This window comes from Pseudoalteromonas sp. DL2-H2.2 (assembly GCF_021532535.1).
Lineage (GTDB): Bacteria > Pseudomonadota > Gammaproteobacteria > Enterobacterales > Alteromonadaceae > Pseudoalteromonas > Pseudoalteromonas rubra_A.
The window spans coordinates 226,514-239,067 of sequence record NZ_JAKGBD010000008.1 but is presented as its reverse complement, the minus strand read 5'-3'; the positions used below and the strand labels follow the sequence as shown (position 1 = coordinate 239,067).

General features: G+C 48.1%; 9 protein-coding genes. 2 read left to right on the top strand and 7 right to left on the bottom strand.

The window, feature by feature from the left end; genetic code table 11:
* Position 1: 1 nt before the first annotated feature.
* On the bottom strand, positions 2-1,402 hold the full coding sequence (locus L1285_RS15190; RefSeq protein ID WP_235413045.1) for a hypothetical protein: 1,401 nt from the start codon (positions 1,400-1,402) through the stop codon (positions 2-4).
* A 214-nt stretch (positions 1,403-1,616) separates the two neighbouring features.
* Here L1285_RS15190 and L1285_RS15185 point away from each other — a divergent pair, with 214 nt between their 5' ends.
* A complete protein-coding gene (locus tag L1285_RS15185; protein WP_235413044.1) occupies positions 1,617-2,564 on the top strand; it encodes a hypothetical protein in 948 nt (315 codons plus the stop codon).
* Positions 2,565-3,511: 947 nt separating this feature from the next.
* Entirely contained in the window at positions 3,512-3,691 is a 180-nt protein-coding gene (locus L1285_RS15180; protein ID WP_235413043.1) for a hypothetical protein, read from the top strand.
* 442 nt (positions 3,692-4,133) lie between these two features.
* Here L1285_RS15180 and L1285_RS15175 read toward each other — a convergent pair whose 3' ends face one another.
* The 6 genes from L1285_RS15175 to L1285_RS15150 form a co-directional block, all read right to left on the bottom strand.
* The gene (locus L1285_RS15175) at positions 4,134-5,291 is read right to left on the bottom strand and encodes a prohibitin family protein (protein ID WP_235413042.1); all 1,158 of its coding nucleotides are present in this window, start codon (positions 5,289-5,291) and stop codon (positions 4,134-4,136) included.
* Positions 5,288-6,949: a cyclic peptide export ABC transporter gene (locus L1285_RS15170; RefSeq protein WP_235413041.1), complete on the bottom strand. Its 1,662-nt coding sequence runs from the start codon at positions 6,947-6,949 to the stop codon at positions 5,288-5,290. Before L1285_RS15170 ends, L1285_RS15175 begins: the two co-directional genes overlap by 4 nt.
* A gap of 183 nt (positions 6,950-7,132) precedes the next feature.
* Positions 7,133-7,315: a hypothetical protein gene (locus tag L1285_RS15165; protein ID WP_235413040.1), complete on the bottom strand. Its 183-nt coding sequence runs from the start codon at positions 7,313-7,315 to the stop codon at positions 7,133-7,135.
* 97 nt (positions 7,316-7,412) lie between these two features.
* The gene (locus L1285_RS15160) at positions 7,413-7,973 is read right to left on the bottom strand and encodes a YcjF family protein (protein ID WP_046003370.1); all 561 of its coding nucleotides are present in this window, start codon (positions 7,971-7,973) and stop codon (positions 7,413-7,415) included.
* Between the two features lie 2,168 nt (positions 7,974-10,141).
* The gene (locus tag L1285_RS15155; RefSeq protein WP_235413039.1) at positions 10,142-11,509 is read right to left on the bottom strand and encodes a serine hydrolase domain-containing protein; all 1,368 of its coding nucleotides are present in this window, start codon (positions 11,507-11,509) and stop codon (positions 10,142-10,144) included.
* A 73-nt stretch (positions 11,510-11,582) separates the two neighbouring features.
* The gene (locus L1285_RS15150; RefSeq protein ID WP_235413038.1) at positions 11,583-12,536 is read right to left on the bottom strand and encodes a TauD/TfdA family dioxygenase; all 954 of its coding nucleotides are present in this window, start codon (positions 12,534-12,536) and stop codon (positions 11,583-11,585) included.
* Between the last annotated feature and the right edge of the window lie 18 nt (positions 12,537-12,554).

The window sequence follows — 12,554 nt, the reverse complement described above, 5'->3', positions numbered from 1 at the left end:
TTTACCTGGGTGGATTCTTAATACTCGGCAGCGTGATTGAGCATGTGGTGCTTGCCGTTTTGCCACTATGACTGGTTACCTGCAAAGTCGCTTCCAGTCGATACCCGGAGAACCGCCAGTAATCTATTTGGACTGTTGGATTTTTCGTCCCATTTTGTGTTGTGCCATTGTTAAATTGCCAACGCCAATCTCTGATCTCATTATCGCCTCCAAAGTTCGATCCGGTTAATCTGATCGTAGCGCCATTGTCATCATGTCGGCTGACGTAACCGTCGCAGCTTGGGATTGGAGGCCTGGAGTTTGTGTAGTCGGCTATCATAGTTCGTACGTCCGAACTCATCAGATGATTAAATGCAACATTGGTGGCCCAATCTCTTGAAGCAAATTCGGTATGAGAGGCGTGATACCAGTTTTGAGTATACCAATTCGTACCGGTGCCAGCATCGAACAGACTAAATTGGCTCGATTGCCCTTCAAAATACCAGGCCCCATCATTCGCACTCGAATTGGTGCCCGGCGTTGCATCAGCTAATGACCGTATCCCTTTTTTCGAATCGTCCACCCACTCAGGCATAAATGCCTTGCCACCTACCTGGTTGAGGACCCTCAAATTCTTTTTGTTAGGGAACAATGAATTGAAATCAGCTCTGTATGACCAGTATTGCCATTCAGAGGTCGTTGGATTTTTTACCCGCTGAAAACGGTCCGTCACTAACTCTTGCTGCACATGGTTCCCAACGGGATCAAACAAGTGTAATACCAGAGGAATATCTGGAAATTCGCTTTTAAATCGCTGGGCCAGACGCGTGACTAGCGCTCCGCCGCGGCTATGGCCAGCCAAATAAATAGATTTAAGCCGACTTGATTTAAACTTGGTCTTTAACCAATCATAATACGCATTGACCACGCGATGCTTATTATAAGCTTGCGACTCCCAATTAAACCTCGAGTCCCACGCCGAAGCTATAAATGAATTGGACGGCGAATACTCACCACTATTCCTGATTAATTCCGGAAGCGCACTAGATGAAAAGCTAAATGTCTGAACGTGATTATCTGTTCGGCTAAATTGATTATCAAAATTCTGAGTATTACCGGTGATAAAGTTCTGGTAGCTACTACCATCTAACGAACGCTGGCCACTGGCGATGAAAACAAGGTGCTCGGTATCATTTGCTGAAGGTGTATTGTAGCGCATGATATAAGTTCTTTTTTGTACTTCGTGTCTTACGCCATTATTTTCCCAATGTCTGTATTCGTGCTGTGTCTTACCCAGGCACGGTAGCAACACCGTAGATGTGGTGCAATGACGCACTTTTTCTAATGGTATTGCTTGTGCTTTGGTTCCTAAAATGCTTAAGCATATCAATGCAAAGCTTTTTTTTAAATTGAGCTTTTTCATAGCTTTTCCTGCTTATCGTTTAAGTTCGAGTACAATATAGAGCCTAAGCAACGAGATTATCACCCCCCAAAAAGGGAGTGTTAAAAAGCTCACAAAAAAAGCAAAAAAAACTAAATAAAATTAAAACACACCCACCTAATCAGGTAGTTATAAATAACCAAAAATTCAGCCATCATAAAAACCGAAACATAAAACCTACAACGGAGTAAATAAAATGAAATTCAATAAATCTATTTTATGTGGTGCTATAATGGCAATGGGTATGCAGGCAAATGCAGCAGAGGTTGTTTATAGTAGTGTAGATGAATCTGGTTTAATCGAAATGCGAGTGTGGAAAGAAACCAAAGGAGGTAATCAGCATAACCGCGACGTTAAAATCGATATTCATGAAGATTGGGTTGTCGTGGGGGGTGGTGTACACTTAGACATCAACACCGCAGCCTTAATCACAGCTTCCTACCCGGACGTAAATACGCAGCAATCCTGGATAGTATCAACCAAAGATCATGGCTACCCATCGCGCCATAACCTTACCGCCTATGCTATTGGTATAAAAATTAAAGGGATCTCCCGCAGTGAAATTCGAGAGCATAATATCATCAAAACCTGGTGCGGTTCGGAGCAATCTCAAACGGCAAGCCAAAACCCGAACAGCTCAACCCGTATTCCTGAAAGCGGTTATCTGATGATTGGTGGCGGTGCTAGGTCAAACTGGACGGATGTACGCGCTGGCCACTTGATGTACGCATCATTTCCCAATAGTTATGGTAAATGGGTTGCAGCAACGAAAGATCATGGATACTACGAGAAAGCAACACTCACGACCTGCATCGTCGGTATTCGTAAAGATCTAGCAAACGCTGAGCTTGGGCATAATCTGGGGCATATCGAGCCGTACCAACGTTTTGGTGACTTCAATTACCACCCCAGTTCTCGGATTGAGTCCACAGTAAATATGCCCAATGGCTTTGTTCTGACTGGTGTTGGTGCCGAAGTAAGTAAGAATAAAGAGCATCTTGAGAAACCAGATGTACTGCTATACAGCATGCATCCGCAACAGCACGGGAACTCTTCCAAGGTGGTGTCAAAAGCCAAAGATCACATGTACGGTGCGAGCGCTTATCTCAGAAGCTATGCCATTGGTATGAAACTGGTTAAATAAAATGAATGGCTTGGCCACTTTTTAAGGCGACGAACGCCGTGTAAGCCATTTAGGGTGCAGGAGGATAACCTAGCTGAGTAACACAGTCTCCTTTTGCACCACAACACCTGATAAAAGCGATTATTAAGTTAGTAAAAAAGGCACATCCAATGTGCCTTTATATAAGTACTCTCAATTACAGTCACGTCACTCTGGCCACCTTTATCAGGCTACCCTGACCAGAGATTGTACCTGTTTACTCTATTTACTCTTTCAATCAAGCGCAGACAGATTATCGAACCATTGCATTAAGGCGAATAGAAACGCGAAATGATCCTACCCGGAATAATGCAGCTACACTGAGCAAGTCCACGCAGGTGGGCGCCCGTCGGCAACAGTTCGATTTGTAAGCAGATAGTGCTCCCTCAGACCGTCCCGAAATACTAACCAAACAATAAGAACAAAATATGGATGGGTGACGACTATTTTTACTCAAGAGTCGAGAACCCGGCGCGTGCAGGCAAAACATGCATTAGATTCTTTCAATTTACACACAGGGTGTTTTGTGCAAAAAACAACCCGGCCCAATTAACAAGTCACAAAAGGAAATTAGTATGAAGCTACACCTCAGTAAAAAGAATCTTAAAAACCTATGTAATGAAAAAGCAATAGACGCGCAGCAAACGCCATTGATCGCAGGCGGCGCAAGCGCTATCCCACCTACCCGAGTGCAACAGACTTGTCCATGGTTCTCGTACTATCCATTGAATACCTGTATCCCGCGATAGACAGAAAATGCCAAGGCACCCAGCGTGCCTTGACATGACTCTAAAGTGCACCTTTTACCCGGCCATGCTTTAGCAGGACTCCCCTGCCCGCTCCCAATAAGAACCTGCTGTTTACAAATGTTACCCAGTGTGTCATAACTATGTTCGGCATTTCGCCTAATAAATAACAAGGAAATAGAAATGAAACTAAGTTTAAATAAAAAGAAATTCAAAAACTTATCTAATAGCAAAGCTGTAGGTTTAGAACAAACTCCGCAAGTTGCCGGGGGTGTTGATGTTGCCTTTCCACCAACCAAAGTGAATAAGGGTTGCCCTTGGCATACCTATGTCCAAGTGTATACATGTAATATGCCACTGTAAGGTCGAATGGCTAAGGCACACCCGGTGTGCCTTTATGACTGTCTTTCCTTTACTGCCCTTTTCTATTGTTAATCAGACTCACTTTTTATTATCACCTACACGATTTTTGTGCTTGTTGTCGCTAGTAGATAATCACCTGTACAAGATTGGTGTAAAGCCCCTTTACGAGTGCGAAGGCCGCTGGTGCATAATATGCAAGCCTATTTAGATCAATATGTCTGACTGTATCTTGGCGTAGCTTGTTGGCAGATCCCGTATCAAATACGGTATGACGGACGTGATATTTAGATCGTAATATGAAAACTAATTTGGCGACGCTGGTAAGGAGCCCCTTTTGGCTAAAGCGTCTCCTTACTTATTTTCCTTACTTATAAGGCGGCCGTACAAAGCAGGCGGGTTGACAAAAGCGCTTTGCCGTTATCAACCCGCCTGCTTCATTGCGTTATTTATGTAAAGGCTCTCCCGATTTTGCTGAGGTCATATGATGGCTACTCATGGGCTCACCGGGCTTAATCACACTGTTGGCGTAACCTTGCTGAGGTTTTGTTGCCTCTTCTGCCTTTACTAACTTGGTCACTTCCTGACTCAGCTTGGGCTCAGGCCCACTCAGGCTGCTTTCGGTATTGAGTATTAGGGGAAGTCCGTCTTTACCGCTGCCTATTACTACAACTTTAGCGTTGTTAGATTTCGCCAGTTCAATGGTGGCCTCAATACCACGCCATCTCAGGTAGGTTTCGGATATGCCACCCGCCACGGTTTCCTGAAAATCGGCAATACCTTGTGCTTCGGTTTTCTTGCGCTGCGCTTCTTTTTTCGCAACTTCAAGGCGCATTGCATATTCTTCATTCAGATAGCTCTGGTTGACCTTAGAGATAATTGCCTCATGCACTTTATCCGGCACATCTACCCGTTTTATCAGCATATCGTCCAAGTTCACTAAGGCGTGGCCATCTTTCATGTGTTGACTTTCTTCCAAAATCGATTCTTCTTGTATGTGTAATTCATCAAGCACATCTTTTAGTAACCGTTTTTGAATTGCCATACGTTGATGGCTGTACACTTCCTCTGCACGAAAGTCCGACACTATCATGCGTACCGCAGACGCCACTTCGGGCAACACCATTTCTTCCAGATACCGTGGCCCCACTAACTGATGTAAGTAAGGAACATGCTCAATCACTGGCCGATACCTGACAGTCACATTGAGTGTGATCCTGAGACCCTCTTTGGTAATGGCATCTATGCTTTCGTGAGCAGTCTGAAAACGGCCGTTATAAATGATCAGCTTATCCCAGGGCATCACCAGCACAGTACCTTCGCTAAAATGTTGGTCCAGATAAGTCCCCCCACCAAAGCGCTTCCAAAGTACAGCTACCTCACCAGAGTCTACCCGGATAAAAATAAACGGCACCAACGCCACGATCAGGAACAAACAGATTAAAATAGTTAAACCAGCTCTAAACCGCCAGGATAATATGCGTTTACGCCAGCCAGGTTTGTAGCGCCGCAGCACTCGCATAATCAAATTCGCAATGAGGATCAGCAGGCAGGCACCCGCCAGTCCTATAAGCATTAAATCAGGTGGGAGGATTATATTCATGACGGCACTCCATCTGTTTCTACTTCATGATGTTCCATTAGTTGTCCTTCTACCATCTTCAAATGTACGTCTGCTAAATGGAAATAAGCATCGTCATGTGTAATTGCGATCACGGTGTTACCACGGGCCTTGAGCCTGGGTAGTACCTGTTCATAGAATTTTCGTCTGAATATAGGGTCCTGATCGGCGGCCCACTCATCAAAAATATAAATTGGCCGGTTTTCCAGTATGGTACTCAGCAGTGCCAGGCGTTTCCGTTGTCCGGATGAGAGGTCTATGGTACTGAATTCGCCATCCGTCACGCTGACCTTGGCGTTCATTTCTAAAAAGGCCAGCCATTCGTCAATTTCTTCCTGAGAGGTGGCCCTGATCCCATAGAGCTGTTTAAACAGGTGGAAATCGGCGAACACCGAGGTAAAAATACTGCGGAAACTCTCACGGTCGGCATCATGAACCGGCCGCCCGTCAAGAAAGATCTGCCCGGCCTGAAGTTCATATAAGCCGGTTAACATGCGAATAAAGGTGGTTTTACCGCTACCGTTTCCTCCGGTAATAAACGTAATTTGCCCGCGTTTAACCGTTAAATCGACCGGACCGACAAAAAACGGTCGGTCACCGGGTTTACGATTATGCTGATAATACGCCCCTTCCAGCCTGAGCTCTTCAAAGCTCTCAATGGGCTGTACCTCTGCTTTACGCGGTGGCGAGGTTTCGGCTTGCTCGCGTTTTAGGTCGGCCTCCAGCGCCAGTACATTTTGCGCCGCCTCTGTGGCCGTTGTGAAAACCGGAATACCACCAACAATACTGGTGATCGGGCCGATTAAAAATAAAGATGCCGTAGTGACTTTAATGACCACCTCAGGGTAAACATCGGATAACACAGGCACAAAAAACACCATGGCACCGGTTGCGGCGAAGAAGGTGATCTGCGAGAGCACAAAGTCGGTTGCAAACAAGGTTTTGGTAACCGTTTGCGCACGCCGCGCCTTGCCCGAGGATAACGCGAACTCATGCTCCAGGTCGTCTGCTCTGGGGGCGCTCAGTTTTACTTCCTTAAAACCGTCGAGCAAGTCCGACAGGCGCTGAATTAGCTGGTTTTCGCTCTGAAATGCCAGCGCCATATTGCGTTGAATTTCGTTGGCCCGCAGTCTGTGAATACTGCCGCCCAGCATGATCAGCAAACTCAAAACCACAAATGCCATAACTGAGTGATAGGCAATATAGAGTGAGGTAAAAAACACCAGGCTGATGGACTGCCCGATGATAACAAAGAGCTGAGCTGACTGAGAAATGGTTTGCAGCTCTTTGCTGAGCGTATTAAATATGCGCTCTTTGCCGATTTTTTCCAGCGTCGATAGCTCGGTATGTCGCACCGACTCAAACAGCTCAACACGCATATGGTCAATGGATCTTTCAACCATTCTTGCGGCTTTGGTCATCAGCCGCTGCTGCGTTAGGCCGTAGATCAGCACTGTCAGGGTAAACAGTACCAGATAGTAAAATACATGGTTTTCTTTGTGGATATCAGAAATGTTTTCTGCCACGTTGTTGATAAGAGCAAGCACCAGTGCATTGGCAAGGCCAGAGATACAACCGAGTAATACAAAGGTCCTTTTTTTAATTTTAATGTTTCGACTTATTAAATCGTATAATACCATTTTTATTGTCTTTTCATTGTGTTACCAGTGGCCTGAAAGTCCGCCACTGGTGATAATACTGAGCGCTACGACGCAGTCAGAACTGCAATCCTTGTTATCTTATCTTGAGGATCTACTTCCTCTGGTTTTTAGCTTGCCTATTTTTCACCCGCAATCAAGCGGTGAATGCTGGCAATGCTGAACTTACTGTTGTTCCTCCACTTCTTTTGGATCTGCAAGACGTGTTTTAGCCAGTAATAGCACCAGTAAACTCACCAATGGGGTAAAAACCAGGCCAATGAAAAAGAAACCCACAGGGCCTGCAAACGTATTGCGGCCCCAGTAGCCAGAAAGTACACATAACACCAGATATAAAGTAACTAACATAATTTGCTCCTATAAACTGACAATCAGTTTGGTTTAACCTGTGAGCAAATAAACCAACAGGTACGCTGCTGGTTTATTTGTGTTTTAGCCTCTCAACTTACGCTGTAGCTTGGGTGTCTTGAGTGCTGTTGCCTTTATCTTTTCGATACTTTGCTGCAATTTCAGAGATGTCTCCCTTAATACTTGCCAGATTTAGATCTAGCAAAGTACCGCCGTTTTCAAAGTGTCGGATAAACGTAGTACCTACCGCACTGGTAGACGCTGCGGATACTACTGGCATAAATGCGATTGCGCTAAGCGTGCCAATGATTGGTACTGACTTTAAGAAGCTACTAAGTCCTGCACCGCCCAAAGACTGTGGGAATGAGCCGCCAATCACCGCACTTACCGTACCGCGGATCTTATTGTCGCTATAAGACTGACCATATACTTTGGCAATCTCACTGATCATCTTGATTTGTACCCCAGTCAAGGCCACCAAGTCGATTGCTGGTACTGGGATAAGCCCTGTACCGAATGACCATTTGGTGTACTTGTCGACAATAATGCGCGCTACCGCTTCGCGATTCTCAACCTCAACACTGACTGAATCCTGCTTTGCTGCAGCTTCAGCAGCCGCTGTGGCCTTGTCATCCTTCGCTGTTTTTGTCGCTGTCATGTTTTTTCCTCTATGATTGGAATGGTACCAACGTCGTTAAAAACTCAGTTGGCATAAACAGTTGTTAAACCCACCAAGTCAGGTAAAGCCTAGACCCTAACTTGCCCTTTTTCACTTTCCATGTCCTAAAACACAGCAAGTAAATGCGTTTAAAATGCAGTGAATTTGATACAGGCGCCCTAGTTCACTGCTGCTCTTTTATGTTTTTGCATTGGGGCCTCACTTTGGCTGCATGGCAAACTTCGGCCCCGCCACTTAATTACCCATCTGTCGCTCTGGGCCCTACCTGTCATCCCGGCCCTCTACCTATCATCCCAGCCCCCGAGCTCTCGTCATCCCGGCCTACGAGCCGGGAACCATCTAACCGCAACTCAACCTCGCCCCCGGCACTTACTCACCACCACACTGTGGTCTGTAAGTAGATCCCGCAGCAAGTGCGGGATGACAGCGGTGTGGATGCCACTCAACAGTGAAGCCTGTCGTTCTGGGCCCCATCTGTCATCCCGGCCCCCGAGCCGGGAACCACCTATCCGCGACTCGACCTCTCCCCGGCACTTACTCACCGCCACACAGTGGTCTGTAAGTAGATCCCGCAGCAAGTGCGGGATGACAGCGGTGCGGATGTCACTCAACAGTGAAGCCTGTCATACCTGCTCCTCGTTAGCGATTCTGTTACATCTAACGGATACACCACACTTGCTCTGTACCCTTCATACCGCCCCCCGAGCTCTCGTCATCCCGGCCTACGAGCCGGGAACCATCTAACCGCAACTCGACCTCACCCTAGGCATTTACTCACCGCCACAGTGGTCTGTGAGTAGATCCCACAGCAAGTGCGGGATGACAGCAGTGTGGATGTCACTAAACAGTGAAGCCTGTCATACCTGCTCCTTGTTAGTGATTCTGTTACATCTAACGGATGCACCACACTTGCTCTGTACCCTTCATACCGCCCCCCGAGCTCTCGTCATCCCGGCCTACGAGCCGGGAACCACCTAACCGCAACTCGACCTCACCCTAGGCATTTACTCACCGCCACACAGTGGTCTGTGAGTAGATCCCGCAGCAAGTGCGGGATGACAGCAGTGTGGATGTCACTCAACAGTGAAGCCTGTCATACCTGCTCCTCGTTAGTGATTCTGTTACATCTAACGGATGCACCACACTTGCTCTGTACCCTTCATACCGCCCCCGAGCTCTCGTCATCCCGGCCTCCGAGCCGGGAACCATCTATCCGCAACTCGACCTCGCCCCCGGCACTTACTCACCACCACACAGTGGTCTGTAAGTAGATCCCGCAGCAAGTGCGGGATGACAGCAGTGTGGATGTCACTCAACAGTGAAGCCTGTCATACCTGCTCATCGTTTGTGATGCCGTTACATCTAACAGATGCGCCACACTTGTTTTGCATCCGCCTTACCGGCCCACATCTGCCATACAGCCCCCACACCTGTCATCCCGGCCTCCGAGCCGGGAACCATCTAACCGCAACTCAACCTCGCCCCCGGCACTTACTCACCACCACACTGTGGTCTGTAAGTAGATCCCGCAGCAAGTGCGGGATGACAGCGGTGTGGATGCCACTCAACAGTGAAGCCTGTCATACCTGCTCCTCGTTAGCGATTCTGTTACATCTAACGGATGCACCACACTTGCTCTGTACCCTTCACACCGCCCCCCGAGCTCTCGTCATCCCGGCCTACGAGCCGGAAACCATCTAACCGCAACTCGACCTCACCCCCGGCACTTACTCACCACCACACAGTGGTCTGTAAGTAGATACCGCAGCAAGTGCGGGATGACAGCGGTGTGGATGTCACTCAACAGTGAAGCCTGTCGTTCTGGGCCCCATCTGTCATCCCGGCCCCAGCTCTCGTCATCCCGGCCTCCGAGCCGGGAACCATCTAACCGCAACTCGACCTCACCCCCGGCACTTACTCACCACCACACAGTGGTCTGTAAGTAGATCCCGCAGCAAGTGCGGGATGACAGCGGTGTGGATGCCACTCAACAGTGAAGCCTGTCATCCCGGCCCCCGAGCCGGGAACCACCTAACCGCAACTCGACCTCTCCCTAGGCATTTACTCACCGCCACACAGTGGTCTGTGAGTAGATCCCGCATCCAGTGCGGGATGGCGGCGACGTGGGTTTAGTTAACTCGCCCCTCTTACGCTTCATCTAACACCGTCTGGCAGGCTTCGGTGCGGTGTTTATCGCTGTAAAAGATGATGTTGCGAATTTCTTCGGCAATACAATCCGACTCTGTGCCGGTTTTCACATAGTTGCTGAACACCATGACGTTTTGATCCCGCTCCAGCAGGCGGTTAAAGCTGGTGACCCATGAGTACGGATAGCTGCCTGAATACTGTAGGAATTTCTCGTACTTTCTGAGGTTGGTTTCGCTTGGATCATCGGGGCAGTCTGCCACTTTGCCGTACTGGTTAGGGTCGATATAGGTGACAAACCAGCCGTAGCCATAGTATTCACACGACGAGGAACTGCCGGTGTTGGAATAAGGTGCGAATGCCGCCAGCTTTTGCGCTTCATTCAGAATTTTGTTGGTATACAAACCCTGATCCCATTTGTGCATGTCTTGCACGGTGGAGTACATATCACCGGCCGAGTAAAGCACGAGCGGATTGCTGTAAGGGTTAACCAAAATGTCTTCATAAGGGGCTGGCCCGCCCGTGGCCGGTGGACGACCGTTAGCCAGTGGCAAATACTGATTGTCTTTGTAGATATAGCCTGTGGTCATATCTGAATAGATCCCAATGGCGCTGAACGAGCCACTGTCGCTCATATCCAACGGGTCGAGGATCTGCTCTTTAACGATATTGCTGAACCAAAAACTACGATCGATGTCGCCTTGCGTGCCTGCCGCCAGCTGCTCGATGATGTTGCCCACCAGATAGTAGTTGCAGTTACTGTATTCGTATTTGCTGCCCTGGCTGAACGACGGTTGCCCGCCTTGCTCTTCACAGGTACAAAAGCGATTGCCAAACCCTTCAGGACCATTCAGGTTCAAGGTTTCATCGTACAAATAAGGGCGCCAACCCCAGTTGTTGTAAACTTCTTCGTTGTCGCTGTAATTTGGGATCCCCGACGACATGGCCAGCAGGTTGTGCAAGGTTACATCTGCACACTGGTTCTTTGGATACCAGGGCAGATAGTCGCCCACTGTTTCAACCCTGAGATCTTTGCCTTCGAGCATACGCATCAGGATAGCAGCGGCAAATGCTTTGGTATTTGAGCCAATCCGGTACTTAGACTTAACCGTGTTATCCGCCTTGTACTGAATGTTTTGCGGGCCACAGTGGTATTCATAAACCACTTTGTCTATTGAAGTAATATAAATAGTACCGAAAAACACCATGGCATCGCAGTATTGCCTGACCGAGGTGTCTATCATTTCTATTTGTGAAGCGGTGATAGTGGTGTCTTTCGCCGTACTTTTGTTTTGCAGACACGATGCCAGAGCCAGGCTTATCAGGCACATCACCATGATATTCAGCCTTGATGGGTTTAACCATTTCATTGTTTTGATTCCTCAAATTTGACCACTTTGTTTGTCAACCTCAGCACCACTAACAAACCCCGGATTGCACGCCTTAACGTGCTGCTTTTGCCATTCCCACCAGCACCTTACGATTACCGGTATAAGCCTGACGGCCATGGGTAAATAGCATGTTGTCCAGCAGCAAAATGTCGTTGCGCTGCCAGGGGTAAGAAAACGTTAGCTCACGATAAACCTGGTTGATCACATCAATGTCTTCCTTGGCAATCTCGCCGCCATCGCCGTAATAAGCGTTACGCGGCAAATAATCTGCACCAATGCTGTCGGGCATGTCCGTGTCTACTGCGGAGCAATGGAACAGGTGTGCCTGATTAAACCAAACCTTTTCACCTGTTTGCGGATGCGCCATGACCGCAGGCCTGAACTGTCGGGTCTGCAGCCTGCCATCGTCGAACCATTCACACTGGATGTCGTTTTTCCAGCAATACGCTTCTACTTCATCGCGGCTTTGGGTCTGGAACACCTCCTGCCAGGGCAAATCTATGTCGCCGTAATTGCGCACATACATAATGCCGCGCTCTTCAAAGCGGGCTCTGAGCGCTTCGGGCAGACGTTTATAAACTTCACGGCTGTCGGCAAGGGGTGTATCACCGCCGGTGGTGGCCGGTAAAACGCAGAAAAAGCCCATTCGCATTGGCCAGCAATTGGAGTAGGCATTTTCGTTGTGTTGCAGGATCACCTGATCGGCGTGATATTCGGTGGTCGTATAAATGTTATTTCGCAGCGCGGTACGCGGTGAGGAGCGATAAATATACTGGCTTAACGGCTCGCCAAAGATCGTTTCCAGAATGGTACTGAACTGATTGGTGCTGACGATGTTGAGGCCACGAAGCAGCGCAAAGCCATCGCGGTCAACCCAGGCATTAATTTCCTTCACGTTCGCCTTGACCCAGGCAAGACCACTTTGCTTTTGTCCTGAGAGATCATGGATCCGTTGATCTGTAGCGGCGGAGTTTAAATCCATGTCTGGTGATAGTAACTGATCCATTTTATTCCCATCCTTTAA